Annotated in this window: 24 protein-coding genes; 14 read left to right on the forward strand and 10 right to left on the reverse strand. The window is 62.8% G+C overall.

All coding sequences use genetic code 11. The features are described 5' to 3' along the window. Window positions 1–36: 36 nt before the first annotated feature. On the reverse strand, window positions 37–1,056 hold the full coding sequence (locus HGEM_RS06310) for a putative manganese transporter (protein WP_019128582.1): 1,020 nt from the start codon (window positions 1,054–1,056) through the stop codon (window positions 37–39). Window positions 1,057–1,269: 213 nt separating this feature from the next. On the opposite strand from HGEM_RS06310, the gene HGEM_RS06315 reads away from it, so the two are divergent. Then, window positions 1,270–2,241: a 3'-5' exonuclease gene (locus tag HGEM_RS06315; RefSeq protein WP_019128583.1), complete on the forward strand. Its 972-nt coding sequence runs from the start codon at window positions 1,270–1,272 to the stop codon at window positions 2,239–2,241. A gap of 227 nt (window positions 2,242–2,468) precedes the next feature. On the opposite strand, the gene HGEM_RS06320 is transcribed toward HGEM_RS06315, so the two are convergent. Continuing rightward, a complete protein-coding gene (locus HGEM_RS06320; RefSeq protein WP_051008450.1) occupies window positions 2,469–5,954 on the reverse strand; it encodes an FtsX-like permease family protein in 3,486 nt (1,161 codons plus the stop codon). A 9-nt stretch (window positions 5,955–5,963) separates the two neighbouring features. Then, on the reverse strand, window positions 5,964–6,665 hold the full coding sequence (locus tag HGEM_RS06325) for an ABC transporter ATP-binding protein (protein ID WP_019128585.1): 702 nt from the start codon (window positions 6,663–6,665) through the stop codon (window positions 5,964–5,966). A 211-nt stretch (window positions 6,666–6,876) separates the two neighbouring features. Here HGEM_RS06325 and HGEM_RS06330 point away from each other — a divergent pair, with 211 nt between their 5' ends. The 9 genes from HGEM_RS06330 to HGEM_RS06370 all read left to right on the forward strand — a co-directional run bounded on the left by HGEM_RS06330 (window position 6,877) and on the right by HGEM_RS06370 (window position 15,345). After that, window positions 6,877–7,518, forward strand: a complete 642-nt coding sequence (locus HGEM_RS06330) for a TetR/AcrR family transcriptional regulator (RefSeq protein ID WP_019128586.1) — start codon at window positions 6,877–6,879, stop codon at window positions 7,516–7,518. 464 nt (window positions 7,519–7,982) lie between these two features. Continuing rightward, the gene (locus HGEM_RS06335) at window positions 7,983–9,020 is read left to right on the forward strand and encodes an immunoglobulin-like domain-containing protein (protein WP_019128587.1); all 1,038 of its coding nucleotides are present in this window, start codon (window positions 7,983–7,985) and stop codon (window positions 9,018–9,020) included. A 115-nt stretch (window positions 9,021–9,135) separates the two neighbouring features. Then, the gene (locus tag HGEM_RS06340) at window positions 9,136–9,879 is read left to right on the forward strand and encodes an acyl-[acyl-carrier-protein] thioesterase (protein WP_019128588.1); all 744 of its coding nucleotides are present in this window, start codon (window positions 9,136–9,138) and stop codon (window positions 9,877–9,879) included. Window positions 9,880–9,933: 54 nt separating this feature from the next. Continuing rightward, window positions 9,934–10,419, forward strand: coding sequence for a SixA phosphatase family protein (locus tag HGEM_RS06345; protein WP_019128589.1), 486 nt, complete (start codon window positions 9,934–9,936; stop codon window positions 10,417–10,419). Window positions 10,420–10,930: 511 nt separating this feature from the next. Next, entirely contained in the window at window positions 10,931–11,266 is a 336-nt protein-coding gene (locus HGEM_RS06350; RefSeq protein ID WP_019128590.1) for an ArsR/SmtB family transcription factor, read from the forward strand. A 54-nt stretch (window positions 11,267–11,320) separates the two neighbouring features. Continuing rightward, entirely contained in the window at window positions 11,321–11,539 is a 219-nt protein-coding gene (locus tag HGEM_RS06355) for a cation transporter (protein ID WP_019128591.1), read from the forward strand. Window positions 11,540–11,595: 56 nt separating this feature from the next. Next, on the forward strand, window positions 11,596–13,494 hold the full coding sequence (locus HGEM_RS06360) for a heavy metal translocating P-type ATPase (RefSeq protein ID WP_019128592.1): 1,899 nt from the start codon (window positions 11,596–11,598) through the stop codon (window positions 13,492–13,494). A 54-nt stretch (window positions 13,495–13,548) separates the two neighbouring features. Beyond that, complete coding sequence (locus HGEM_RS06365; protein WP_019128593.1) at window positions 13,549–14,553, forward strand: acyltransferase family protein; 1,005 nt, start codon at window positions 13,549–13,551, stop codon at window positions 14,551–14,553. Between the two features lie 165 nt (window positions 14,554–14,718). Further along, entirely contained in the window at window positions 14,719–15,345 is a 627-nt protein-coding gene (locus tag HGEM_RS06370; protein ID WP_019128594.1) for a DedA family protein, read from the forward strand. 164 nt (window positions 15,346–15,509) lie between these two features. On the opposite strand, the gene HGEM_RS06375 is transcribed toward HGEM_RS06370, so the two are convergent. Next, on the reverse strand, window positions 15,510–16,280 hold the full coding sequence (locus tag HGEM_RS06375) for a Cof-type HAD-IIB family hydrolase (RefSeq protein ID WP_019128595.1): 771 nt from the start codon (window positions 16,278–16,280) through the stop codon (window positions 15,510–15,512). 209 nt (window positions 16,281–16,489) lie between these two features. Here HGEM_RS06375 and HGEM_RS06380 point away from each other — a divergent pair, with 209 nt between their 5' ends. Continuing rightward, a complete protein-coding gene (locus tag HGEM_RS06380) occupies window positions 16,490–18,373 on the forward strand; it encodes an ABC-F family ATP-binding cassette domain-containing protein (protein WP_019128596.1) in 1,884 nt (627 codons plus the stop codon). 67 nt (window positions 18,374–18,440) lie between these two features. Here HGEM_RS06380 and HGEM_RS10245 read toward each other — a convergent pair whose 3' ends face one another. The 4 genes from HGEM_RS10245 to rpsA form a co-directional block, all read right to left on the reverse strand. Beyond that, window positions 18,441–18,590, reverse strand: coding sequence for a hypothetical protein (locus HGEM_RS10245; protein WP_022349510.1), 150 nt, complete (start codon window positions 18,588–18,590; stop codon window positions 18,441–18,443). A 12-nt stretch (window positions 18,591–18,602) separates the two neighbouring features. Further along, entirely contained in the window at window positions 18,603–20,021 is a 1,419-nt protein-coding gene (locus HGEM_RS06385) for a Sapep family Mn(2+)-dependent dipeptidase (RefSeq protein WP_019128598.1), read from the reverse strand. Window positions 20,022–20,071: 50 nt separating this feature from the next. Beyond that, window positions 20,072–20,770, reverse strand: a complete 699-nt coding sequence (locus HGEM_RS06390) for an HAD hydrolase-like protein (protein ID WP_019128599.1) — start codon at window positions 20,768–20,770, stop codon at window positions 20,072–20,074. 117 nt (window positions 20,771–20,887) lie between these two features. After that, the gene (gene rpsA / locus HGEM_RS06395) at window positions 20,888–22,051 is read right to left on the reverse strand and encodes a 30S ribosomal protein S1 (protein ID WP_019128600.1); all 1,164 of its coding nucleotides are present in this window, start codon (window positions 22,049–22,051) and stop codon (window positions 20,888–20,890) included. A gap of 627 nt (window positions 22,052–22,678) precedes the next feature. Between rpsA and HGEM_RS06400 the strand changes: the two genes are divergently transcribed. Together HGEM_RS06400 and HGEM_RS06405 are read left to right on the forward strand one after the other, a co-directional pair. After that, complete coding sequence (locus HGEM_RS06400; RefSeq protein WP_019128601.1) at window positions 22,679–23,467, forward strand: HAD family hydrolase; 789 nt, start codon at window positions 22,679–22,681, stop codon at window positions 23,465–23,467. Window positions 23,468–23,552: 85 nt separating this feature from the next. After that, window positions 23,553–24,881 carry an L-cysteine desulfidase family protein gene (locus HGEM_RS06405; RefSeq protein ID WP_019128602.1) on the forward strand — a complete coding sequence of 443 codons (1,329 nt, stop codon included), beginning with the start codon at window positions 23,553–23,555 and terminating at the stop codon, window positions 24,879–24,881. Between the two features lie 158 nt (window positions 24,882–25,039). Here HGEM_RS06405 and HGEM_RS10680 read toward each other — a convergent pair whose 3' ends face one another. Next, the gene (locus HGEM_RS10680) at window positions 25,040–25,276 is read right to left on the reverse strand and encodes a transposase (RefSeq protein WP_019128603.1); all 237 of its coding nucleotides are present in this window, start codon (window positions 25,274–25,276) and stop codon (window positions 25,040–25,042) included. Window positions 25,277–25,374: 98 nt separating this feature from the next. Then, entirely contained in the window at window positions 25,375–25,842 is a 468-nt protein-coding gene (locus tag HGEM_RS06415; protein WP_019128604.1) for a hypothetical protein, read from the reverse strand. Window positions 25,843–25,900: 58 nt separating this feature from the next. Between HGEM_RS06415 and HGEM_RS10250 the strand changes: the two genes are divergently transcribed. After that, window positions 25,901–26,239, forward strand: a complete 339-nt coding sequence (locus HGEM_RS10250) for a hypothetical protein (protein ID WP_019128605.1) — start codon at window positions 25,901–25,903, stop codon at window positions 26,237–26,239. Window positions 26,240–26,767: the final 528 nt, after the last annotated feature.

Raw genomic sequence — 26,767 nt, forward strand, 5'->3', positions numbered from 1 at the left:
CCGCGCTGGCTTCCACAGCCGCACCGGCCCTCCGGCCTACATTCCCATACCGGTGAGCACGATGCCGCATAGGACGCCCACCACGTACAGCGCGACGAGGATGACCACGTTCTCTCGCAGGCTCCGATTGGTGCGGAAGAGCACCAGGAAGCCGGCACCGGCTCCTACGAGGGTACCCGCGAGCATAGCCCCAAACGAGAGCACTCCCTCAAGGTAAAGCTGGGTGATAACCACGCTGGCCGCGCAGTTTGGAATGAGCCCCACGAGGGCAGAGGCGAAGACCGCGAGCATGCGGTTTCCGCTCAGGAACGCCTCGAGCGCCGGCTCCCCCACCGTTTCGAGCACCGCCACGAGAGCCATGGTGACGAGGAAGATGAACGCGGTCACCTGTACGGTATGCGAAAGGGCGCTGCGAACGACCGGCCACGCTCCGCCGTGGTGATCATGGCCGTGATCATGACCCGAAGACCCTGCCTCATGATCGTCGTCGCAACCGCAGTGGTCGCGCTCGCACAGGCGATGGATATGGTCTGCGCCTTCCCCCGCCTCCGCGAGCTCGTCGATCACATCCTGCTCGACCGCGGAATCGCCCGCCACGGCAGCAGGCCCCAGCACACCGCGGCGCATGGCGGCATGGGCCCGCGCATTGCGACGAAGCGCACGCAGCGCGGCGTCGACAGCGAGGCCGACCACCGCGGCAACCGCCGCCTTCGCCAGAAGCACCTGTGCCAAAAGGCCCGCATCCACGCGCTCGGCCACGAGCAGGGGCAGCATCTCGTCGGAAGTCGAGAGGAACACCGCCACAAGCGTGCCGAGCGTGATGACGCGTCCCGCATAGAGCGTCGCCCCCATGGCGGAGAAGCCGCACTGCGGCACGATGCCGAGAAGCGCGCCCACCACCGGCCCCGCCGCACCAGCGCGCTTGACGACGCCATTCACCCGATCGCCCGCTGCGTGTTCCAGGAGCTCGAGCGCCAAATAGGTAATGAGCAAGAACGGCACGATGGGGAGCGTATCCTCCAGCGCGTGCGTCACGATATGTTCAAACAATTCCATCGGGAGCGTTCCCCTAACGTAAAGCGTGGCCGTCGTACGCAAAGCATAATCGTCGCGCGCACGGCGCGGCTATCTAGCGAAAAGCGTAGTTGTGAAAGGTTCATACCCTTCGCGCCGGTGCCATAGCGCGCCGAGCAAGTTGAGTTATTGTACCCATGCAAGTTTCATAGAGCAAACATAGATACTTTGATCGATCAGGGAAGGACGGCCCTCTTGAATACCCAGCAGGCACTTGATTACGCATACGCGTTTTATATCCCCGAGTTCATCTTCGGTGGCGGCTACGAGGTCATGGAGGCGGAACGCCAGAAGGGCGAGGAGGCGCTGAAGGCGCTCGTCGCCGCCTGGAATGAAGGCCAGGACACCTCGTTCGGCTTCGACGTGGTGCGCGAGCTCGGCGATCGCAACCGCGCGCTCTGCGATGCCATCGGCGAGTCGCGCCTCCGCAACACCGCGAGCAGCGTGCTCGCGCGCAGCCTCTCCGACCGCGACATCTGCCAAGGCATCGCAACGATGCAGGGCCGCACGCTCGCCTCGGTCGAGCGCGAGGTGCGCGGTGACCGCAACGCACTCGGCGTCGCCTATGTGCGCGAGAAGGTCAGTGGCACCGTGCTGGGTATCGACATAGAGACCACGGGCACCGCACCCGAGCGCGGCTACATCATCAACGTCGGCTGGGAGCTTATGGACCTCACGAGCACCGCGGTGCCGCGCGACGGCGAAGCGCACTTCTTCGGCCTGCCCGAGAACCCCTACAAGGAAACCGGCGTCCCGCTCGAGAACATCCACCACATCAGCTGGTCGGACATCGAGGGCAAGCCGCTCTTCCGCGAAGACCGCGAGTTGCAGGCACGGCTCCTCGACCTTATGACGAGCCACCCCATCATGGCCCACAACGCCGCTTTTGAGGACTCCTGGTTCATGATGCACCTCGAGGGCTATGCCGAGGCGCGACGCGAGGGCAAGATCGTGGTCATCGACTCGCGCGACATCTGCCGCCGCCTCGACGGTGAAGTTGTCTCGCTGCCGCGCGAATCCGCTCCCGCCGCCCTTGAGAACTGGGCGCGCCGCCGTGGGACCCTTGCGGAAAACGAAGCCGAGCGCCATCAGGGCCTCGAGGATACCGATCTCATGCTTCGAACGGTGCAGGCAGAATTCAACCGAAAGTCAATGTTCGCAGCGTAAGGCCTCGCTCCCCCTGGGCGTCCCTCTGCGCACGCGGCGGCCCTTGCCCCTCGCTGGTCCTCGCAGTTCGGCATGGCCGAACTGCTGCGGAAGCGCTCGGGGCAAGGGCCGCCGCGTGCGCAGAGGGATGCCATGCGCTTAGGCCTTACAGGGCTGTCGGCGAGAGGGGATGCGGGTTACGGACGCTGCCCGTCCCCTCGATCCCTGACGGAAGCGTGCACCTTGCCTTAGTCCACGCTCTTGAGCGCTTCCAGCATGTCGACGTTTCTGAGCTTTCGGTTTACCACGAAGTACATCACGATCACCACGGCTGCCACCACGAGCACCGGCATCGTGAAGGCAAGCGCGCCGCATGCGGGGTTGAACATAAGCTCCTCCGGTGGCACCGCGCGAATGATATAGAGCTGCAGGATGCGCCCCGCGCCCCAGCCCACCGGCACGCCGATCAACGAGAGCAGGATGGTCTCGCGATAGATGTACATCGTCACCTCCCGTTCGTAGAACCCGAGCACCTTGATGGTCGAAAGCTCGCGGATGCGCTCGCTCACGTTGATGGTCACCAGGTTGTAGACGATCACCACCGCGAGCATCGCAGCGACTACGATGAGCACCCCCATGATCATGTTGAGCGATCGCACGATGGTGTTCACCTGGTTGATATACATCGTGTTCTGCACCACGCCCGCCACACCGTCGAGCCCCATGAAGCGGGCCGCCATGGTCTGCGTGTTCGAAAGGCTGCCGTCGGCTAGCTTGGCCACGTAGGCGTTCGAATCGAATACCTGCCCGAATACCTGCTCATAGCAGCTCTCGCTCATGAACATGAAATGCATGACGTACATCTCGCAGATGCCCGAAACACGCACCTCGTGGTCGGCCCCATCGGCATCTTTGAAGGTAAGCGTATCGCCCACCTCGACACCCGTGAGGTCCGCCAGGCGTTCTGAGATCACGGCGCCGTCGGAGGGCAGATCGAGCGGTTCGCCCGTCACGCGGTTCCTGAGGTCGATGTAATCCGAGAGGTCCATGCCGTCCTGCGCCACGAGCAGCGTGATGCTCTGCGTGTCGCCCTTGTCGCCCGCCTCTTTGGAGACGCTCTCGTAGCGGATGGGCGCATAGCTCGACACCTCATCCGATGCAAGGACCTCGCTGATCGCTGCCTGCTCCTCGTCCGACACGTGCGCGCCCTCGGCCACGATAAGATCGTAGTCGATGAGCTCGCCGAACTGCCGGTCACCGATTCCGCCCACGGAGTGCTGCACCGAAAAGCCCGTGAACAGGAGCGCCGCGGCACCCGCCACGCCCACGATGGTCATGAGCGCGCGGCTCTTGTAGCGGAAGAGGTTGCGCGCCGTGACCTTCTGCGTGAAGGAAAGGCGGCGCCACACCGGCCCCACGCGCTCGAGCAGAATCTTCGACCCCGCCGCAGGGGGCTTGGGCAACAGCAGCGCCGCGGGCTTCTCGCGCACTTCCCGCTTCGCCACGATGATGGCGGGAAGCACCGCGGCGATAAAGCAGAACGCGAACGCAAGCAGCGTCACCCCGGGGTAAATATGGAGCTCGATGAGCGGCATGGTGTAGGCATGCGCGTACGCGGCCCACACGATGAGGGGCAGAAGCGTATGGCCGGCAAGCACGCCGATCACCGTGCCCGTAAGGCCCGCGACCGCACCGTAGAACGAGAACTTCTTGATGACATCGCGGTCGTCGTAGCCGAGCGCCTTGAGCGTGCCGGCGTTGATGCGCTCTTCGTCGACCATGCGCGTCATGGTGGTGAAGGTCACGAGCGCGGCCACGAAGTAGAGGAAGTACGGGAAGATGCGAGCGATGGCATCGACGATCTCGGAGATGGTCGCGTAGACAGTATAGCCCTCTGAACCGGGGACCTCGCGGCGGTTATAAACGGTATACAGGGGCGAATCGATGCTGTCGCGCGCCTCGCGGGCGTCGGTAAGCTCCTCCTCGGCATCGGAAATCTCCTGCTCCGCCTCGGGAAGCTCCTCGTTGTACTGGGCAAGCCCGTCCTCGTAGGCCGTCTGATTCGCGGCAAGCTCCTCTCGCGCCGCGTCGATCTTTTCGGCGGCGGCATCATATTCGCCCGTCTTGGCGGCAAGCTCCTCCGCCCCGGCCTGCCATGCGGCGAGCCCGCTCTGGTAGGCACCGAGGTTCTCGTTGTACGAAGCGACGCCCTTCTGGTACGCCGCATATCCGGCTTCGTAGAGCTGTTGCTTTTGGGCGAGCTGCCGGCCCGCTTCTGCGAGCTGCTCGGCAGCCGATGCAAGCTCCGCCCGCTTGCCGTCAAGCTCGTCTTGCGCAGCATCGATCGCCTGGATGCAGGCGTAGTAGCCGCCATCGTCACCGGCGGTGCCTTGGTCGGCGTCCACGTTCATGAATGCCTCATACGCCGCCTTGAGTTGCGTGAGCTGCGCTTCGAGCGCCGTCGTGTCCTCGCCTGCCGCTCCCGCCTGCCCAATTGCGGCCTCAAGCTGGGCAATCCCCTGCTCGTACTGGGCCTTGCCCCCTTCGAGCTTCTTTCGCTCGGCATCGACCTGCTGCTGCGCGGCATCGGCTTCGGCCACGCCTTCGTCGTATTGCTGCTGCTTCTCTGCAAGCTCCCGCCGGCCGTCCGCCAGCTGCCGCGCCGCAACAGCAAGCTGCTGCTCGCTTGCATCAAGCTCGGCGCGGCCGGCATCCAGCTGGGCCTTCGCCGTCTCAAGCTGACCCCACGTCGCATCGAGCGCGGCACGACCATCCGCAAGCTGAGCAGCGGCGTCCGCGAGCTCGCCCTCGTAGGATGTGATCAGCTCGCGAGCATCTGCAAGCTGGGCGGAGGCGCCCGCGAGCTCCGCCGCGGCGTCATCAAGCTGCGCACGCGCATCGTCGACCTGCGCCTGGCCGTCGGCGATCTGCTCGTCAAACTGACCTTGCACCACGGCAAGCCGGTGCGCCCCGCGGCCCTCGAGCAGCTTCTCGAGCTCCTCCTTATGCGCCGCGACCCTATCCAGATACTCCTGGCCATACGGGTCGAGGCCCTCGGTGTCGTCGAAACGCAAGCGCGCCACCATGTGATAGTCAACATCGAAGGCATCGTCAGTTACCACGGCAAAGCCGGCAAGATCGCCGGTGCCCGCCTGAGACTGGCCCATGTTGAGGTTCGAGACGATCTCCGACGAGTTCACCACACCCACCACGGTGAAATCGTGCCGCGTGAGCGCGTAATCACCGCTTACGTCTTCCTCCTCGGCGAAGACGATGGTCGAACCTACCGGATGCTCGTCCGCTATGGTCGTGGAGATCGCAACCTCGTCTGCTTCCTCGGGAAGCCTGCCTTCGACCACCTCATACTGCGAGATGCGCTCCGGCAGCGAGCTCACGCGCACCGCATTATGCGTGCCTGCAACCGTCACGTCCTTCATGTAGCCATATTCGACATCCGAGATGCCCGATGCCCGCTCGATCACGGCCTCGTCGCTCTCATCAATTCCCAGACCTCCAATAATGGTAAGATCCGCCGCGTTGTATGTGTCGAAGTAATGCCTGCCCGTGATGCGCATATCCGGGCCCGCCACGTTGAGACCCACGAGCGCGAAGGCACCAAGGGCCATGAGCAACACGATCGACACGAAGCGCCCGCGCGATTTGCCTACCGTGCGCTTGATGTCGCGCCAAAGCATGCGCTTGCCGCGCGGTACCTTCCTATTCTTCCTGCTCATCCGCCCCACCTACCACTCGATATCCGCGATGGCCTGCGGCCGCTCGTTGAGCTCGACCGCCGTCACGTGCCCGTCGTGCATATGGATCACGCGGTCGGCAATGGGGGCAATCGCCGAGTTGTGTGTCACGATTACCGTCGTTGCCCCGCGCACCCTGCTCATATCCTGCAGAAGCTGCAAGATCTGCTTACCGGTGCGATAATCGAGGGCACCCGTGGGCTCGTCGCACAAGAGGATCTTGGGGTTTTTCGCCACGGCGCGGGCGATGGCAACGCGCTGCTGCTCGCCGCCCGAGAGCTGCGCGGGGAAGTTGTCCATGCGCTTGCCGAGCCCCACCATCTGGAGCACCTCCACGGTGTCGAGGGCATCTGCGACGATCTCGCTCGCCAGCTCGACGTTCTCCTTGGCGGTGAGGTTCTGGACGAGGTTGTAGAACTGGAAGACGAAGCCCACGTCCTCGCGTCGGTAGCGGGTGAGCTCGCGGGCCGAATATCCCGCGATGTCCGTCCCGTCGATAACCACGCGCCCCTCGTCGCAGGTATCCATACCGCCGAGAATGTTAAGCACGGTCGACTTCCCCGCACCCGACGCGCCGAGCACGATAGCGAGCTCGCCGCGCTCGACCTCGAAGCTCACATGATCGTTGGCGCAGATTACGCCTCCTCCTGCTCGGTATCGCTTGCACTCATTCTGCACTTCGATGTATGCCATCAGCCACGTCCTCTCTTCTCGCGGGCCATGCCCGCGTGCCTGTCCGCCTACGAGTTCGAGCGCCCCGCCATCCATAGGGGAAGGTTGCATCCGACACTCGTTGCGGAATAAAATAGACAACGTGTTGTTTTAAGTCCATCGACAGATATTCCTCACCTGTTGATTTAGGGTTCATCTCCACATGAAGAACACGCGCTTCGAGGAGGGCACTATGGCAAACCAGATTCGTCGCACCACCACCGAGCCACGTCTCCGTGCGGCGCTTACCGAGCTCCTTGCAGAGCGCGGCCTCGAAACCATCTCCGTGAGCGACATCACGCGGCGAGCGGGCGTCAACCGTGGCACCTTCTACGCGCACTACACCGACAAACACGATCTTGTGCAGCAGCTGATCAACGGCGTGCTCGAGGACCTCACCAATATCGTGCTCGGAGAGGAAGGCGTCGCGGCCGATGCGGAAGGCGAGGACCGCGAGGTGCCGGCGGATGAGCCGGGCGCGGTGGAGCCCATACCCTTCGAGCGCGTGCAGGCCGCCCTCGTCTATGCGCGCGACCACTACGCCCTTCTTGCCGCCCTCACCGACAACGGCACCGATCAGCGCATCTACGAGCAGATGAAGGCGCTCATCGGAGAGTTGGTCGAACGCAGCGCGCGGCAGCACGGCATCACGGTGGACTACGGAGACGTGCCCGAGGATTATGCGCGCGAAATGATGCTCTCGGGCGTGGCGTCGGTGATCTGGCTCTGGCTTCGGCGTGGCTGCCCCGAGAGCCCGCGCGGCATCGCCACAATCATCTGGAAAGCGAAATCGCGCTCACTCGAAGAATGCGCGCAGCGCCATGTAAGCAACTGATCGCAAGCCGCTTGCTACAATATCGCTAGGGAACAACAAGAGGTACGGGGGCACCTATGAACGACCGCACACCGCGGAGAGATGCGGGGCAGCATCCGCACATGCGACGGGCACCACGCGGCAAGCATGGATCGCCTTTGATGCACAGCGAGACACACCCTGCGGCGCGACCACGGCCTACCGGACGTCAACCACGCCGGGACCTCCGGAGCGATCAATCCGCTCACGGCTCTCGACAGCTCCCAAACGCCCATCCCGCCCGCCCGAGGGCGCCGAGGAACCAGCAGGTTCCTTCGCTGCAGCAGCCTGGGCATAGGAGGCAACAGCCCGAAGGCAGCCAGCGCCCCGGGTACAGGCAGCAGCCCGGGTACAGGCGGCAACAGCCCGGACGCAGGACGGCGGCCGCACGGAGGAGAAGCGCGCGCGGCATTGCACCCATCATCGCAGGAGCCTGCGTTCTCGCCGTGCTCGCCTTTGCCCTGTGGAACATTGGCGCGGTGGTCGCCGGCATCTTCTCGAGCGATGCCTCTCAAGCACAAGATGGAAACGAGCCATCAACCATACAAGAAGCCGTTGCTGATCCCGGCGACATCGTAATCGGGCTCAATGGCGACGAAGACACCTATGTGCTCACCGGCGAGGAGTATCTTGAGGCCGGTGCCCACGCAGCAGAGCCCACGGACGGCATTCTGAATGACAAGATCGAGATCTCGGGCGATGTCGACACGTCCCAAGCGGGAGACTACACCGTCACCTATCGCGTCAAAGATTCCTCCGGCCACGTCGCCGAAGCAACACGCACGATACATGTGGTAGACGACATGGAGACCCAGCAGGACGGCATCCCGATCGTCATGTACCACTATGTCTACAGCGCAGACAACCCTCCCGAAGACCTCAACGCCAACTATATTCTCGACACCGACCTCGATGCGCAGCTCGCCTACCTTTCCGAAAACGATTATTACTTCCCCTCCTACCCGGAGCTCAAGGCGTTCATCGAGGGCACCCACAGCTTGCCGGCCAAAAGCATCGTCCTCACCTTCGACGACGGGCAAAACGGCGTTTTCACGCTCGGAGGCCCGCTCTTCGAGAAGTACCACATTCCGGTGACATCGTTCATCATCTGCAACAACAGCGACGCGGGTGACGTCGTGGTAACGTACCAGAACCCCTACATCTCGTTCCAGTCGCACTCCTTCGGGCTGCATCAGCCTGGCGGTACCGTGGGGCACGGCGGTCTCATCAGCGCGCTTAGCAAAGACGAGATCGTCGAGGATCTGGAGCACGCACAGCAGATTCTCGGCACCACTGAGGCGTTCGCATACCCCTTCGGCGATGTGACCGACGATGGCCGTGCCGCGGTCGAAGAAGCCGGTATCCTCTGCGCTTTCACCACTAAAAACAGCTGGGCTCACATTGGCGACGACGTTCGCGCGCTACCGCGCGTACGCATGAACGGCGGAACCTCGCTCGATGGGTTTGTGTCACAAATCAGCTAACGCGCGCACGGCGTACCCGATTTCGTTCGCGTGCCGCACGTGCTATGCTCATGGATTACAACGCGGGCGCAGCCGCCCGGCACGGTTCCATCGAGATCATGCATGAGGAGCATTCATGACGTATCAGGCGCCGCGAGACGGGGCTCCGGTGTACGAGCTTAACACCCGCATCCGCTATAGCGAGGTCGATCACCGCGGCACGCTCACGATTCCCGCGCTCATCAACTGCTTTCAGGATTGCAGCACCTTCCAGTCGGCCGAAATCGGCATGAACATCGGGAAACTCCACGAAGAGCGTCAGGGCTGGGTGCTCACGCACTGGCAAATCGTTATCGACCGCTACCCCGGCCTCTGCGAGCACGTCGTTGTCGGCACCTTCCCGAGCTCCTTCAAGGGTGTTGCGGCAACGCGATTCTTCTATATGCGCGGCGCGCAGGGCGAGCTCATCGCGCGCGCCCGTTCGACCTGGGCGTTCATGGATTTTAGGAAAGGCCGCCTTATGCGCCCCGATCCGGAGCTCGTCAAGGCATACGGAACGGCGGAACCGCTCGAGATGCCCGACGAGGAGCGCCGCGTGCGGGTGCCCGCCGTGCCCACTTCCTGCGAGCCGCTCACGGTGCGCCTGCACCAGATCGACACCAACGAACACGTCAACAACGGGCAGTACGTGCAGATGGCACTCGAAGTGCTCCCTCGCGAGCTCGACCCCGTGAGCATTCGCGTAGACTACCGGCGCGCCGCCGTCCTCGATGACACAATCTACCCGATGGTCGGGCAGGAAGACGGACGATTCGTCGTTGCACTCAACGGCAGTGACGGCGAGCCGTATGCCGTGGTAGAGTTCACATCAGCGGCATAACGGCTGCGCCGCTGCCCCAGATCGCGGGTGCAGCGCGCTTACGAGGAGGCATGCATGGTTAAGACGTTGATTCTTGTGAGACATGGTCAGGCCGAGCCGTCCTCGGCAGCAGTGCCGGATATTGAGCGGTCGCTGACCGACGCCGGTCGCGCCGCACTTGCCGGTCCGCAGGGATTCCCGCGTACTTTCGCATTGCTGAGCAGCGATGAACGCCGCGAAGCTGCGCTTTGGGCAAGCGAGGCGCTACGCGCCCGGCAGACGGCCCAAGAGGTTGCGGCAGTATTGGGAGAACGCACCATCACCTCATATAGCTACCTTTTCGACCAGGATGAGCAGCGATTCATCGAGCATGTGCGTCAAACCGATGCCGATTGCCTGATCGTGGTGGGGCACATCCCCTTCGTCGACCGCGTAACGGAATACCTTACCGGCTCGCGTCTCTCGTTCCGACCGGGCGCCGCGGCGGCGCTGCGCCTAGACCATTCGCTTGGCCCATGCCAATCTGAGGTCATCTGGTTCGTGCAGGGACCAGCAGTGTAAGCACCGCGCCTCAATCCCGTCACACCCACGACGCCGTCGCTTTTTTCGCAGCCATTTCGTCTTGCCACGAGCGTACTGTCTGCTAGCGCGCCTCCCCGATGCCGGGGAACATCAAAACTTTCCTCAAAGGATCGGATTTTGGACCGCCATGCTCCTATCCCTCAACTCTTCGCTGGCGTTTTCGCAGGTATATGACTTGCGCATTCTTGGTCTACTCGCCTTGCTTCATAAAATTCGATCCTTTGAGGCAAGTTTTGTCTGCATGCGCTCGAACCGCCGGGGTTCTGCCTGCACGCGCCCCAGCGCGCGGAGCTCTGCCTGCACGCGCCCCAGCGCGCGGAGCTTTGTCTGCGGCGCAAAGAGGTTTTGTCCGTGGCGCTAAAAGGATCTGCCTGCGGCGCAAAAAGAAATCGCGATTCTTACGATAATTTTCTTGACATATGAGCATACGTTCATATAATCATAGTCATCTAATATCTGAACGCGTGTTCATATGAGAAGAGATGAGACTATGACAGAAGAACTCCAGGAGCAAGGCGCATCCAACGAGACTCCGGAAGAAATGCCCGATGAGGAACTCCTCTATGACCTCGCCGACCTCTTCAAAATCTTTAGCGACACGACGCGCATCAAAATTCTCTACGCCCTCATGGGCCGCGAGCTCAGCGTCTCCGACATCGCGGAGGCCACCGAGACCTCGCAAAGCGCCGTATCGCACCAGCTGCGCATCCTCAAGCAGTCGCGCCTCGTGAAGTTCAGGCGCGACGGGCGCAACATCAACTACTCCCTCGCCGACGACCACGTCTACACCATGCTCAACCAGGGCATGAGCCACATCTGCGAGTAAGTTCCAACAGCTGGGAACCGCGCCGGGGCACCCGGCAGAAAGAAAGGGGCAACCATGCGTAAATCATTCAAGCTCGACGAGATCGACTGCGCGAATTGCGCGCGGAAACTCGAAGACGCCATCAACGGGCTCGAAGGCGTGGAGAGCGCGAGCGTCAACTTCATGACCCAGAAGCTCACGCTTTCCGCGCCAGACAACATCTTCGACAACGTGCTCGACCGCGTGGTTAAGCTCACCGCAGACCTTGAACCGGATTGCGAGATCCTGCGCTAGCAGCATCCCTGCGGCCTCACGTTTCAAGGCCCGTGTCCAGGAAGGAGCAACGTACTGTGAACAAGAAGCAACGGAGGTGGCGCAACCGTATCCTCGTCGCCATCGCGCTCTTCTTCGCCATAATGCTCGCCGAGAAGCTCGGCCTATGGAACGCGCTCTTCGGCAGCTACGCCACCTACGGGGAATTTGCGCTCTACCTCATCCCCTACCTTATCGCCGGCCATGACGTGCTGCGCAAGGCATGGCGCAACATTCGGCGCGGCGAAGCCTTCGACGAGGCGTTCCTCATGACCGTCGCCACCATCGGCGCTTTTGCCACCATCTGCTTCCCCGAGACCGAGCCTCAGCTTGCAGAGGGCTGCGCCGTCATGCTGTTCTACCAAGTAGGAGAACTCTTCCAAAGCTATGCGGTGGGCAAGAGTCGCAAGTCTATCGCCAGCATGATGGACATCGCCCCCGACTACGCCAACATCGAGCGCGACGGCGAGCTCGTCGAGGTCGATCCGAACGATGTCCCCGTCGGCGGCATCATCGTGGTCAAGCCGGGCGAGCGCGTGCCGCTTGACGGCGTCGTGGCAGACGGCGCAAGCCAGCTCGACACCGCCGCCCTCACCGGCGAGAGCGTCCCTCGCCATGTCGAAGTGGGCGACAACGTGATATCCGGGTGCATCAACATGACGGGACCGCTGCGCGTCCGCACCACAAAGCCGTTCGGCGAATCCACTGTGCATCGCATCCTCGAACTTGTGGAGAATGCGAGCGAGAAGAAGGCGAAGACCGAGAACTTCATCACCCGGTTCGCCCGCGTATACACCCCTATCGTCGTTTTTGCGGCGCTCGCCCTCGCCATCATCCCGCCGTTGCTTGGCATGGGGCACTGGAGCGACTGGCTGCTTCGCGGCCTCACCTTCCTCGTAGTGTCCTGCCCCTGCGCACTCGTCATCTCGGTGCCGCTCAGCTTCTTCGGCGGAATCGGCGGGGCCTCGAGACTCGGCATCCTTGTGAAGGGATCAAACTATCTCGAGCTGCTTTCGAACGTTGACACCGTGGTCTTCGATAAGACCGGCACGCTCACCTCCGGCACATTCAAGGTCGTTGCCGTTTGCCCGGAAGAAGGCATCGACGAGGCAAGCCTTCTGGATGCCGCCGCTCACGCGGAAGCGTTCAGCGACCACCCCATCGCCGTTTCCATCAAGGAAGCGCTCGCCACCGGCATCGACCAAGACCGCGTGCGCGACGTGCGCGAAGAGTCCGGCCACGGCGTCTTTGCCATGGTCGACGGGAAAGGCGTGCTCGTTGGCAACGATAAGCTCTTGTCCGAACACGGAATCGCCTGGCAGGAAAGTGAGCAGATCGGGACGATTCTGTACGTCGCCGTCGACGGCCGCTATGTTGGCAACATCGTGATCGCCGACACGGTAAAAGACGATGCCGAGCAGACCATCCGCGACCTCCATGCCGCTGGCGTGAAATCGTGCGTCATGCTTACCGGCGACCGACGCGATGTTGCCGAGGAGGTTGGAGCCAAACTCGGACTCGACGAGGTGCACGCACAGCTGCTGCCGCAGGACAAGGTTGACGAGGTCGAGCGCCTGCTCTCGCTCGAGCGCGACGGCGCAAAGCTCGCGTTCGTGGGCGACGGCATCAACGATGCCCCCGTGCTCATGCGCGCAGACGTGGGCATCGCGATGGGCGCCATGGGGTCGGACGCGGCCATCGAAGCGGCCGATGTCGTGCTCATGGACGACAAGCCCTCGAACATTGCCCGCGCCATGAACGTCGCCCGGCGAACAATGCGCATCGTCTGGCAGAACATCATCTTTGCGCTCGGCATCAAGATTGCCATTCTCGTGCTTGCGGCGCTCGGCATCGCCAACATGTGGCTTGCCGTATTCGGCGATGTGGGCGTGGCGATCATCGCCATCCTGAACGCCATGCGCGCCATGCGGGTATAATCGTGCGCGCCGCGCGGATGCCGCCCGCGCGGCGTTGTACGAGGAGGGGAAACCTTGGCAAAACGCATCGCGTTATTCGATAACATCAAGGGCGTGCTCATCATCCTTGTGGTCGCAGGCCACTTCATGCATCCCGTTCACAACGATAACCTTGCACTCAGCGCGGCATTCGACGTGATATACCTCTTCCATATGCCGCTCTTCGTGTTCATGTCGGGCCTTTTCGCCAAGGGAGCCTATCGCGAGGGGCACCTCAATGTGAACCGCATGATCTCCTTCCTTGTGCTCGGCCTTGCATACCAGGCGGCGTACCTCGCCATCAGCGGCATGCTCACGCCGCAACGCATGCTGCTCTTCACCTCCGCACCGTGGTACCTCATCGGCATGGCGTGGTGGTACGCGGCGACACCCATGCTCTCCCGCCTGCCAGCGCCCGCCGGGCTTGCGGTGAGCCTCTGTGCATCGCTCGCCTCGGGCTGCATCGATCTTTCGAACGGCTTCCTCGCCATCAGCCGCTCGCTCGCTTTCCTCCCCTTCTTCAGCCTTGGATACTACTGCACAACCGAGCAGCTCGAGCACCTCTCATATCGCCGAGAGCTCTGGGCAGCAGTCGTGGCGGCAGTCTGCATCGCGCTGCTGCGCATCGCAGACGCTCACGCCTACGACTGGTTCTTCCAGATGGTCTATGGAGACAACCCGTATCGAAGCGGCATCGCTTCCGGCGTGGCGGCGCGGCTCACGGCAACCGCCATTGCCGTGCTATTCTCGCTTGCCACCCTTAAGCTCGTACCGAAGGCCTCGAGCAAGCTCACCGTTCTGGGCGCCCGCACGCTGCAGGTCTATGTGCTCCATCGCCTCATCCGCGCCTGGCTTACCTTTCAAACGCCCTTCTACCACCTGCCCATTCTGCTCGACCCGCTCATCGGATCAGCCATCATCCTCGCTCTGAGCGGAGGCATCACGGTCCTCTGCGCGATCCCGGCGCTCACCCCGCCATTCGATGCGCTCATGCGCATGCGCTGGATCCCCAAGCGCTCGGCAGAAGGCCACACCGCCTGATCAGGCACCGCGCGAAACGCCGTCGTACGAGGCTGCTCGGTCTATGCTTCAGCGCACCTGGCTTCCGGAGGTACCGTGTAATATCCGCCCCATTGCCATGCATGGGCTACACTTTTCCAGGCAATTGGGAAGCCCGATCGGGGCTGCCCCTATGAAGGGATATCAATGGAAGAGCTGTTCTTCAATTTCATCGACCAGTTCGGTTACTTCGCCGTGGGCGCACTTATCTTTATTGAGAATATTTTCCCGCCCATTCCGAGCGAGCTCATCTTGCCGCTCGGAGGCTTCTTCACCACTACGACCGACATGGTCCTGCCCGGCGTCATCATCGCTGCGACCGCCGGGTCGGTGCTCGGCGCTTACATTCTCTACGGCATCGGCTATGTGCTGAACCGCGATCGCCTCATGCGGCTTTTCGAGACGAAGCCCATGCGTCTTTTGGGCTTCAAGGGCGACGATATTGCCAAGGCCATTGACTGGTTCGACCGACGCGGCCAGATCTCGGTGCTCATCTGCCGCTTCGTGCCCATCGTTCGCAGCCTTATCTCCATTCCCGCAGGCGTGGCGCGCATGAACATGGTCAAGTTCGCCCTGTACACGCTGTTCGGATCGGCCGTTTGGAACACGGTGCTCTGCTCGCTCGGCGCGGCGGCGGGAAGCGCTTGGGAAACCGTGACCGCTCAGGCCGAGTGGGTATCCGACGTTGTGAAATACATCATTATCGCCATCGTGATCGTCGTTGCGATTTGGTGGATCGTAAAGCGCATCATTCCAAATCTAAAGAAGGACTAGCGGCTCGAGCACTTATAGGGTGCGGGGGCATTACTATTGACCGGGCTTGATAGTCTAGCCCTAGCGCCCGGTTTTTAGCAATCCGACTCGACGCAACCTGACGGCCCCGCAGCATGAATGCGCCCCGTCGATCCCCATACGCACCCGCTAGCATATGAAGCACGTCACAGAAGGCCCAAACGGCGGCAAGCATGATAGATGCCGTCGTCGTCAACATCATTGGTTACGAACGTTGCCCGCTCCTTCACGGAATCCCAAGCGTTGCCCATAGCCACGCTCGTTCCCACCGCCTCGAACATGGAGAGGTCGTTCTCCCCATCTCCAAAGGCGACCGCTTCCTCGGGCTCAAGGCCAAATCGTTCCAGCGTGGCGGCAACGCCATATGCCTTACCGCCTTCTCGCGGCACCACGTCGCAAAACAGCTCGGTCCAGCGTGTCGCCTTCACGTTGTGGGTGTAATCGAGAAACACGTGCTCCTCGCCCGGATCGACGAAAACGCAGAACTGGTAGATCGGTGCCGAGAGCGCTTTCTCGTAGCTTTCCTCGTGGTACTGAATGCCCACCTTATCGCCAACCGTGCGCACACGATCGCTCAGGCGGCTCACGAAACTTGCCTCGGGTTGCTGCACCAAGATATCGTAGCGACGCTCCCGGTACGCATGCTCCACAATGGTTCGGGCATCCTCGGCGTCAACCGGCACATCGCGATACGCACCCGTCTCATCGAGGCAGAGCTGGCCGTTGAGCGTGATATAGGCATCGAACCCGTTCTTTAGCTCGTCAACGAGCTCGAGCATCGAGCGGCCTGTCGAGATGACCGTCTTGATGCCGCGCTCGCGCAGGGCGCGAAGCGCGTGCTTCGTAGACTCTGGCATGGCATGCGTCTTGAAGCTCAGCAGCGTACCATCGATATCGAAAAAGGCGGCTTTAATCATGCCTGCTCCCCCGTGCGTCCGACTGCGCAAACGCACCTATTGTATCCAAACGGCGCCGAGCGGGCGCGCGGCACCCCACTCTCGACCCTACGACCTCCACGCCAGTCTGCTAGGATAGGCAGTCGGATACACCACACGCGATCAGCCCAGCGCGCCGTTGAATCGGCGATTGCCTGGGCCTCCTCTCCAGCGCTTTCGAAAGGCATGACATGGCAATCCTTCTGGGCTGCGACAGCATATCTTTGGACTTTCCCACAAAACGCGTCTTTAAAAACGTCACCCTCGGTGTTAATGAGGGCGATCGCATCGGCATCGTTGGCCGCAACGGCGATGGCAAGTCGACACTCATCAATTTGCTTGCCGGAATACTTGAACCCGACGATGGGCGTGTAACCCACCGGCGGAACCTTTCCGTAGGGCTTCTTGGCCAGCGCGACAGCCTCGATGACTCCGATACCGTGCGCCACGCGGTGGTGGGGAGCGCACCCGAGTACGAGTGGGCCTCTTCGCCGCGCGTGCGAGAAATCCTTTCCGGGCTTATTCCCGACGTCCCGTGGGAGGGTGCGGTCGGCACGCTCTCGGGCGGCCAGCGCCGGCGCGTCGATCTTGCGCGCCTGCTCATCGGCACCTACGACGTTCTCATGCTCGATGAGCCCACCAACCATCTCGATATGCGCACCATCAACTGGCTCGCCCACCATCTGAAAACCCGCTGGCAGGCGGGCGCGGGCGCGCTGCTCATGGTCACGCACGACCGATGGTTCCTCGATGAGGTCTGCACCTCGATGTGGGAAGTCCACGATGGATCGGTCGACCCGTTCGAGGGAGGCTACTCTGCCTACATCCTTCAGCGCGTTGAGCGGGACCGCCGAGCTCAGGTAGAGGAAGAACGCCGGCGCAACATGGCCCGCAAGGAGCTCGCGTGGCTGAGCCGCGGAGCGCAAGCGCGAAGCACCAAACCGAAATTCCGCGTCGAGGCAGCGCGCGAGCTCATTGCCGATGTGCCGCCCTTGCGAAACGAACTTGAGCTCAAGCGCCTCGCTGTGGCGCGGCTCGGCAAGCAAGTTATCGATGTGCTCGATGTGACTGCGGGCTATCCCGACCCCCTGAAGGAGCGAAATGGCAGCGAGCACCGTCAAGAGGTGCCGAACGAGCGGGCAGACAAACCCGTGCTCGAGAATGTTACCTGGCTTATTGGAGCGGGCGACCGCTTTGGCTTGCTCGGCGAAAACGGAGCCGGGAAATCGACGCTGATCGACATCATTCAGGGCAAGCTCAAGCCGTTGTCTGGACGGGTGAAGATCGGGCAGACCGTGCGCTTCGGCGTGCTCTCACAACAGCTCGACGAGCTTCAGCCTCTCCTCAACGACACCATTCGCGAAGTGCTGAGCCGCTATAAGCGCAGCTATATCATCGACGGCAAAGAGACAAGCCCTGAAAAGCTCTTGGAACGGCTCGGGTTCACCCAGGAGCAACTCTGGAGCCGCATCGGCGACCTGTCCGGTGGGCAGCGGCGCAGGCTACAGCTCATGCTCACGCTCCTCAAAGAGCCCAACGTGCTCATCCTCGACGAGCCCGGCAACGACCTCGATACCGACATGCTCGCCATCGTAGAGGATCTGCTCGACGGCTGGCCCGGCACCCTCATCCTCGTCACCCATGACCGCTACCTCATGGAGCGCGTAACGGACCAGCAGTTCGCCCTCATCGACGGGCACCTACGGCATGTCCCGGGCGGCGTGGACGAGTACCTGCGCCTCGCAAGCAGCGCGGGATTGAGCGGTGGCCAAGGAGGATCGCCTACGTTTGCCCGCACTGGCGCCGGCAAGTCCGACGCGAAACCTGACGGAACTGCCTCGACCGGCCTCTCCAACGCCGAGCGCCAGCGCCTGCGCAAGGAAGCCGCTTCGCTCGAGCGCCGCATGGACACCCAGCGCAAGCGCATCGACGAGCTCGAAGCCCAGATGGCCGCCGTCGACCCGACCGACTACCTCGCGCTCGAAACACAGCAGCGCAAAATCGATGAAGCCCGTACCGCCATTGACGACCTCGAGACCGCATGGCTCGAGGTATCTGAACAGCTCGAAAGCTAAGCGCGCGTTTCGCGGGGTCGCACCTAGGCCCCGCGAAACGACGCGAATCCAAAGCGATCCAGGCCGGCTACGAGCGCTTCCTCGGGCGCGGCTTGCGCGTGCGACGCGCCACCGCATGCTCGTCGCCCTTACGCGATGCTTGCCGGCGCTGGCTGAGAAGCCAGCCGAACACCATGGCGGCAGCAATGACCGCTATATAGATAATCTGCTCCATCATGCCGCCCTTATGCTAAAGCTCTAAGCCCATAAGCCGTACGAGCGCCAGAATATAGATCTTAAGCGCCTCTTTGAGCGCCTCCTCACTTGCAGCCTCATTCGGTCCGTGCATCGAACCAGCCCAGGCTGGCAGCTCCAGCTCTTCGTCCTCTGGGCCGAAGGAGACGGCTCGGGCGAAATTGCGGGCATAGGTGCCGCCGCCCATCGAGAAGGGCTCGGCCTCCCTTCCCGTTACCTCACGATACACATCGAGCAGCGCCTGAACCGCAGGGTGCCCGGCATCGACGGAGAAGGGATCCTTAGAACGCCCAAGCACGAACGATGCCCCGAAACGAGACGCGAGCTGGGTTAGCGTCGCCTCCATGGCACCGGTCGTCGTCGCATCCGGAAAACGAACATCGATCGTCTGCTCGATGCGGCCATCCGGCCGGACCGCGATCGTCCCAGCGTTCAAGGTGAGTGCACCGAACGCAGTGCTTGAACAGGCAATCCCCACCGCCTCGCCGGCCGTATCGGCGTGCACCAGCTCGAGCAGCGCAAGGTAGTCGCGCTCTGCAGGGGCAAGCAGCTCGCGAATCTCCCCAAGATAGGAGACGATCAAGCCGATGGCGTTGAGCGTTCCCTCAGGGAGCGAGGCGTGTCCTCCGATACCCCGAGCGAGGATGCGGGCCTCGCCGGGCGCCGTCGATTCGATGGTCAGACGGTCCGCATTCATGCGGGGCGCGGGCAATGCGGAGGCATCGACGCCCACGACAAGCACGGACTCACTGGGGACAGCGTTGGTTGCCTCGGCACCGCTCCACGAGCGGATGACGCCATCCGCAATCGGTCCGCTCACAAAGGAACCGCCGAAGCAGCCCTTCTCGGCATTGCAGACCGGGAATGAGGCATCGGGCGTGAAAAGGAAGGCAGGGCACTCGTGTCCCGCAAGGTAATGCTTCACATCCGACATGCTCGCCTCCTCGTCGCATCCTAGAAGCGCACGGAAGCTGTAGCGTGGGGTGATGCCCTCATGCAGGAAGAACGCGCCCGCATAGAGCGATAGCACCGCCGGCCCCTTGTCGTCGATTACCCCGCGGCCAAGCAGCCAGCCCTCGCGGCGCTCCATGCTGAAGGGATCGGTCGACCAGCCAGGGCCAGCAGGCACAACATCCACGTGCGCGATGGTGGCAACCTGCTCGGGGCGCTCCCCCGCGATATCGCCCCATCCCAGATAGCCCTCGTCGTCGGCGGTGTCGTACCCCAACCTCCGCGCGATGCCCAGAGCGCAATCAAGCGCACGGCGAACGTCGGGACCGAAAGGCGCCGCGGGCTCCGCCAGCGAAGTATCCGCAACCGACGGGCAGCCCACCAATTCGGCGATGTCGGCAAGCACCTGGTCCCAGACCGTATCGATATAGGCGTCTACTCGTTCTTCAAGCGTCTTGTCCACTGTTTACTCCTCTCTGCCGGCACAACCGGCACCTTGAGCTTATGCAGGAATCAGGCGAATCGCTCCATGAAACCACCGTCCACGCCCAGAAGCCAACCGAGCTCGGTAGCGTCGCGGCAAAGACCATCGGCTCCAGACCCAGCAAGTTCAGCGCGGGCAGGTTCGTCGCGCCAAACGCCGATGCATGGAAGCCCCACTTCGTGAGCGCCCAATACGTCATGGTGCCTATCGCCCACCATCACGGCGTCTGAAGGGCCCATACCCAGCCCGTCGAGACAGGCCCTGATGCAATCCGCTTTTGTAGCGCGACCCGGCTCAAGGCGGCCGGCGATGATGTCGAACGGCGGAAGATCGAGCGCGGCGATCATCTGGCGGGCGGTCTCATCAAGGCGCGACGTCGCAACCGCAATCTTGGTGCCGCGATCTGATAGGGCGCGAAGCAGCTCGGGGATGCCCGGAAACGGCGGATAGTCGTCTGGAGCAACGTACTCGTTGAAGAGCCCGCGATAGACATCGACAAGCTCAAGCGCCTCATCGCGCGAACCGCCCGTGACGAGCATGAAGCCATCAACGAGAGGCGGACCTATGAGCTGGCGCAGATCGCCCACCGCTTCGAGGTCGTACCCCCGGGCAGCAAGCGCTCGCCGGGAGATAGAAAGCACCGCGGGCCCGGTATCTGCAATCGTCCCATCGAAATCGAAGAGCACAGCCGGACGCTCGAACGCGCCACGCTCATATACCGTTTCCATACGCCTCCGTTTACGTTGCGTGCAACGCCAACCATCATACCTGAAGAAGATAAAAGAAAAGCGCCCCAGCGCAATGCACTGGGGCGCTTTGATGCGCGAAAGAACGCGAGGCGCCTGCTACTCGGCGTCCTCGGCCTTCTCCTCGGGCTTCTCGAGCGGAGCAACCTCGATCTCCGTACCGAGGGTCTCGGCAGCGGACTTCATGGAGAGGGAGATGCGGCGACGCTCAAGGTCGATGTCCATGACCTTGACCTGAACCTTGGCGCCCACGTGGGTCACCTGGCTGGGCTGGTCAACGTGCTTGTGCGCCATCTCGGAGATGTGCACGAGGCCCTCGATGCCATCGCCCAGGTCGACGAACGCGCCGAAGGGAACGAGCTTGGTGACGGTGCCCTCGACCACAGCACCCGTGGGGTACTTCTTGACGAGCGCGCGCCACGGATCCTCGGTGGTCTGCTTGAGGCCCAGCGAGATGCGCTCGCGGTTGAGATCCACGTCGAGCACCTCGACCTCGATCTCCTGGCCGACCTTGACGACCTCGGAGGGATGGTTGACATGGTTCCAAGAGAGCTCGGAGATGTGAACCAGGCCGTCGATACCGCCGAGGTCCACGAAAGCACCGAAGTCCACGATGGAGGAAACGGTGCCCTTGAGGCGCATGCCGGGCTTGAGCTTGGAAAGAATCTCGGTGCGCTCGGCCTTGCGGGACTCCTCGAGCACCACGCGGCGGGAAAGCACGACGTTGTTGCGGTTGCGATCCATCTCGATGACGCGAGCCTCGATGGAGGTGCCCATGTAGCTGTGGAGGTCCTTCACGCGGCGAAGATCCACGAGCGAGGCGGGCAGGAAGCCGCGCAGGCCGATGTCGAGGATAAGGCCGCCCTTGACGACCTCGATGACCTCGCCCTCGACGTTCTCGCCGGACTGGAACTTCTCCTCGATGCGGCTCCAAGCGCGCTCGTACTCAGCACGCTTCTTGGACAGCACGAGACGGCCGTCCGTGCCCTCCTTGGTCATAACAAGAGCCTCGATGGAATCGCCCACCGAAACGATGTCTGCGGGGTTAGCGTCCTTGCGGATGGACAGCTCGCGGACCGGAATGACGCCCTCAGACTTGAAGCCGATGTCGACCAGGACCTCGTCCTTGTCGATCTTCGTCACGGTGCCGCTCACGAGATCGCCCTCGTCGAAGTCGGTAATGGTACCGTCGACGAGATTGTTCATCTCCTCATCATTCATATCGTCTAGCGAGAAGATGGACGTGTTCTGAATCTCACTCAAAGGTGGACCCCTTTCGAACAACGGGGCCCCGATTGCAAGGACCTGCGGATGGGCACAGGGCGAAACCGCGCCTACGCACACCCTCTGGAAAACACTCGGGGGCCAACAGATACGGATGTGAAGCGTATGCATTCACGAAGTAATAGATTACGTGGAAACGCTCTGCTTTTCAAGGTTGAGCACGGATTTTTTCACGCCTTCTCTCGTTTTGCCAAAGCCGCTCCGCAAGCGGTCCGAACGGAACGGTAAGCGGCGCTCGCGTTCGGGCGCGGTGTTCGATGGCAGGGCATTCTCGGGCGAGATTCGGACGCTTGCAGCGTTGCCGGGCGACTTTTGGGCATCGGCGGGCTGTCGGGCGACTTTTGGACAATCAGATAGTTCTCGGGCGAGATTTGGACGCGTAGAGGGGCCTGAACGTCCAGAAGTCGCCCGGGAACGCGGTGAACGTCCGAATCTCGCCCGACAACGCAAACAAACGCTCATGCCAATAATCTGCATGACAGAACCGTAAGAATCATCACGGGCACAAATGGGCATCATGTGGGGATAATAGAGCTCATAGGAGTTACCCGGCACTGCCGGGCTTTGGAAAAGGCGACGATTCGACGAGGAAAAAGGAGGTAGCTGGTGCTCAAAGCGGTGGTCTTCGACATGGACGACACGCTGCTCAGCATCAACCTGAGCGCATTTCTCGCCGTCTACGTGCGCGACGAGGCGCGGCTCCTCGGCGATATCGGGCGCAAGAACCCGTTTTCCGCGCTTGCAGCTCTCGGCGGGTCGCTCTACGACCTCAACGCGAACGAACGAGACGAGGACGATGATCGCACCAACTATGCGTTTTTCGTAGACACCCTCAGGCAGCGGTGCGGCGTGCCCATCGATGACCCCGTGATCGCCGATGCATTCGAATGCTACGAGCGCGAGGTTCTGCCGAAGCGCAACGACGCCATCATCGCCGCACGCCCCCGGGAAGGAGCGCGCGCGGCTATCGAGGAGGTCACGGGCCGAGGGCTCCGCGTGGCGCTCCTCACCAACCCGAGCTTCAGCCGCGCCTGCATCGAATGCCGCATGGGTTGGGGAGACATGCTCGACATGCCGTTCGAGCTCGTCACGACCATGGAAAACAGCACGCGCGTGAAGCCCAGCCCGCGCTATTACCTCGAGTCCATCGAATCGCTCGGTCTCAAGCCCGATGAGGTGCTCATGGTTGGCAACGACCCTAAGCGCGACTTCCCCACCCCGGACTGCGGCATCCAAACCGCCTACGTGGGAACGGGCAGGCCGGTGCGCGCCACATGGTCGGGCTCCATGGCAGACTTCGCCTCCAGCTTTAACGAGATTGAAGAGCGATTCTACGAGCGCCAGGAGCGAGAGCTCTCCGATATCGTGCAGGATGTGACGCGCGGCCGCGCATAATCGCGGGGCGAACGGCGCGCGTCGCACACAAGCGGGCGCGGGCGCTACAATGGGGACGCCATAACCCCGTTGCCGAGGAGCACACATGTCCTGCGAGATCGATTCCACCACCGTTGCCGACCGTGACGAGCAGTACTGCAGCATCTTGAACCGAGAGCTCGTCTGCGCGCTGGGATGCACGGAGCCGATTGCCGTGGCGTACGCGGCTGCGATCGCGCGCGAGACGCTCGGCAGCGAGCCCGAGCACCTTGAACTCGAATGCTCCGGCAACATCATCAAGAACGTGAAGAGCGTCACCGTTCCCAACTCCGGTGGCATGCACGGCCTTGAAGCCGCGGCCACCCTTGGCGCGGTTGGCGGCAACCCCGAGAACGCGCTCGAAGTCTTGGAATCGGTAGACGATGCGGCGCGCGCCCGCACGGCCGAGCTTCTCGCCGACCCTGCGTTCGCCGACGTCTCGCTCGCCGAGAACGTTCCAAACCTCTATATCCGCGTGAAGGCCCGCTCCGAGGGGCACACTGCCGACATCATCATCTCAGACCACCACACCAACGTGGTCTGGCGCGCCCTTGACGACCGAAAGCTCTCCGGCTCCTGGGACGCGCCCGAGTGCGCTGCCGTGGTGGCCGATGCCGCCCGCACACAGGGAAGCTCGCTATCCCTTGAGGGCATCATCGATTTTGCAGAGCATGGAGAAATCACGGGCGCGCGAGCGGCGCTCATGCGCCAGATGGAACTGAACGACGCCATCTCGCGAGAGGGGCTCGAGCATGCCTGGGGCGCCGAGGTGGGACGCACGCTGCTGGCAAGCCGCCCGGATGACGTGGCGGACCGCGCCCGCGCCCGCGCCGCAGCCGGGTCCGACGCGCGCATGAGCGGATGCGCCATGCCCGTGGTAATCGTATGCGGCTCGGGAAACCAGGGCATCACCACCTGCCTGCCCGTGCTCGAATACGCCGAGAAGCTGGGCGTGACGGGCGACCGACTACTGCGCGCACTCGCGCTCTCCGACCTTGTCGCCATCCACGTGAAGAGCTATATCGGCGAGCTTTCCGCCTTCTGTGGCGCCGTGTGCGCGGCGTGCGGCGCGGGCGCGGCCATCACCTGGATGAGCGGGGGCACGCTCGAGCAGATCGGCGCCACCGTAGTGAACACCCTTGGCAATGTTGGCGGCATCGTGTGCGACGGCGCAAAGTCGAGCTGCGCGGCCAAGATCTCTGCCTCGGTGGACGCGGCGATTCTGGGGCACAGCATGGCCATGGCAGGCAAGAGCTTCCATGCGGGCGAGGGAATCGTGCAGGAGACCATCGAAGAAACCATCGCGAGCATGGGCTATGTGGGCCGCGTGGGCATGAAGCCCACCGACGTTGAGATCCTCAACATCATGATCGGCAAGACGCAGGTAGATTGCTAGAGCTGGCCACGCGCTACGAGGGAACTAGACTGCCAGGGTCCGCGCGCATATTCATTGCGCCCTATACGCTACAAACGGTGCGAAGCGGCAACGCCGGGCAAATCCATAAGAAAGGCGCTGTCCAGCAGGTCGTTGCCGAGCAGCGCCTCGTATCAGGCTTATAGGACAAAATGTGTGCTTTTCAGTCGAGCCAGAAGGGGTACGGGTCCTTGCGGCGGAGCTCCTCCCAAACGGCCCTGTCGCCCCACTCCGGCCCGCCTGACCCAGTCGGCCAGGCTCGACGGGTCGACGCCTATCTCGCGGGCGACCTCCGCATAGGTGGTCCCCCTCTCGTTGTAGAGCTGCACGGCGCGCCGCTTGAACTCGGCCGTGTACTTGGGGCACGGTTTTCCCATGATCCGCCTCCGTTCCCCCGCAACGGCAATGGTGCCGAAACGGAACTCGACCTGTCAACGGATTCGGGGCAGATTCGGGCTTCCAATGGTGAGGATACCTAGCGTTCGCTCCAGAGGAGGAAGTCGACCTTCTTTACGGGGGTGAGCCAAGCGTAGTCGGGAAGGAGCTCGTCGAAGAGCCGTATGTTCTTCTCGGCATCCTCCGTGGCCAGGTAGGTCTCGTACCAGGAGGCGATCTGTCCGTACAACTCGACGGCGTTCTCGAGCTTGGCCTGCGCCGTCGTTCCCTTGAGCCTCAGGCCGAGCCTTGCGAGCACCAGGCTGTCCCATATCGGCCTGTCGGGGTGGAGCGTGGCGATCATCTTGCTGGTGAAGGACGCCTCCACATTGCCCGTGAGCTCGTGCATCTCGCGCAGCACGTCCCCGAACGCCATGGAGGGGGTGGCCTTCTCCCTCTCCATGATCGCGTAGTAGCTCGACTGCCACTCCGCGTTCCTGCGCACGCTGTAGAAGCGGTTGTAGAACCGCTGGAAGTCGGCGTCGGAGCTGACGTCGATCTCGCGCACGGTGCGCTGTATGCGGGCGTAGCCCTCGAGCCCTCACGCCCGCACGAGGGATGACTGGATGGCCGCACGGCCGTCTATGGTGGTGGGCATGGCCATGGGGCTCGCCTCGCTTTCGGTGGACGATTGCAGGAGCAATTGTAACGGCTGGGGCGGCGTCTTCCGTCGGGGGAGGCGGTCTTCAGGTGCGGCGGCGTCCGGGGTGGCATGCGGCATCGGGTGGGCTGCCAGGAGCCCGCAGGCGCTCTCTGTGGAGCTGGTGAGTTCGGGGGTCGCAAGAGGGGCTATCGCGGCTCTGGGACGGCTTCTGGCGGGCGCTGCTGGGCGTCGGCCGCTGGTGGAGCGGCTGGGAGGCGGATGCCGGTGGCGTGTGGTGGCTGCTGAGTTGCCGCCGCAGTGAGCCTTTGCCGCCCGCGCTGGCTGATGGACTGGACGGGCGCGGACGAGCGCGTGACGGCAGCAGACCGGACGACCGCGCGTAGGGTGTGCGCCGCTGGCCGGGCGTGACGCACGCTGACCACGCGCCCCCGTTGACCTTGCATTAGGCCGGGCGGCGGCGTAGGGCGGGCTGAGCACGCGGCCGGAAGCAGACCGCGAAGCGGGCTGCTGTAGGCGCGTATGCGAAGACCGACCGAAGCCGACGGCTGGCCGTACGGGAGACTCCCATGGGCGCGTGGGCTGCGTGTGGCACGCCCGGCCAGCGGCGCACACCCGGAGCGTGGGCGGCCGGGCTGCGGACAACTCGAGGTTGGTAGCGCACGGCCAGGCCAGCAGCCAGGGATGGCGGCAAAAAACTCGAGAAGAGCAGACGCGCTTGTTTTGCTGGCTCACCAGCAGCGGATTATCCCGCCTGTGGAATCGCTAGTATAACCCGCCTATTGCCTCACTCTCATCGATTCTTCTCGCTGGTAAAATGGTTTGGTTATAC

The sequence above is a fragment of the Enorma massiliensis phI genome, assembly GCF_000311845.1.
GTDB classification, from domain to species: domain Bacteria; phylum Actinomycetota; class Coriobacteriia; order Coriobacteriales; family Coriobacteriaceae; genus Enorma; species Enorma massiliensis.

Coding starts and splice junctions, on each gene's coding strand:
- HGEM_RS06380 (WP_019128596.1), top strand. CDS start 16,490: ATGGCAATCCTTCTGGGCTGCGACAGCATATCTTTGGACTTTCCCACA.
- HGEM_RS06350 (WP_019128590.1), top strand. CDS start 10,931: ATGACAGAAGAACTCCAGGAGCAAGGCGCATCCAACGAGACTCCGGAA.
- HGEM_RS06320 (WP_051008450.1), bottom strand. CDS start 5,954: ATGAGCAGGAAGAATAGGAAGGTACCGCGCGGCAAGCGCATGCTTTGG.
- HGEM_RS10245 (WP_022349510.1), bottom strand. CDS start 18,590: ATGATGGAGCAGATTATCTATATAGCGGTCATTGCTGCCGCCATGGTG.
- HGEM_RS06345 (WP_019128589.1), top strand. CDS start 9,934: ATGGTTAAGACGTTGATTCTTGTGAGACATGGTCAGGCCGAGCCGTCC.
- HGEM_RS06330 (WP_019128586.1), top strand. CDS start 6,877: ATGGCAAACCAGATTCGTCGCACCACCACCGAGCCACGTCTCCGTGCG.
- HGEM_RS06340 (WP_019128588.1), top strand. CDS start 9,136: ATGACGTATCAGGCGCCGCGAGACGGGGCTCCGGTGTACGAGCTTAAC.
- HGEM_RS06370 (WP_019128594.1), top strand. CDS start 14,719: ATGGAAGAGCTGTTCTTCAATTTCATCGACCAGTTCGGTTACTTCGCC.
- HGEM_RS06325 (WP_019128585.1), bottom strand. CDS start 6,665: ATGGCATACATCGAAGTGCAGAATGAGTGCAAGCGATACCGAGCAGGA.
- HGEM_RS06405 (WP_019128602.1), top strand. CDS start 23,553: ATGTCCTGCGAGATCGATTCCACCACCGTTGCCGACCGTGACGAGCAG.
- HGEM_RS06355 (WP_019128591.1), top strand. CDS start 11,321: ATGCGTAAATCATTCAAGCTCGACGAGATCGACTGCGCGAATTGCGCG.
- HGEM_RS06375 (WP_019128595.1), bottom strand. CDS start 16,280: ATGATTAAAGCCGCCTTTTTCGATATCGATGGTACGCTGCTGAGCTTC.
- HGEM_RS06310 (WP_019128582.1), bottom strand. CDS start 1,056: ATGGAATTGTTTGAACATATCGTGACGCACGCGCTGGAGGATACGCTC.
- HGEM_RS10680 (WP_019128603.1), bottom strand. CDS start 25,276: ATGGGAAAACCGTGCCCCAAGTACACGGCCGAGTTCAAGCGGCGCGCC.
- HGEM_RS06390 (WP_019128599.1), bottom strand. CDS start 20,770: ATGGAAACGGTATATGAGCGTGGCGCGTTCGAGCGTCCGGCTGTGCTC.
- HGEM_RS10250 (WP_019128605.1), top strand. CDS start 25,901: ATGGCCGCACGGCCGTCTATGGTGGTGGGCATGGCCATGGGGCTCGCC.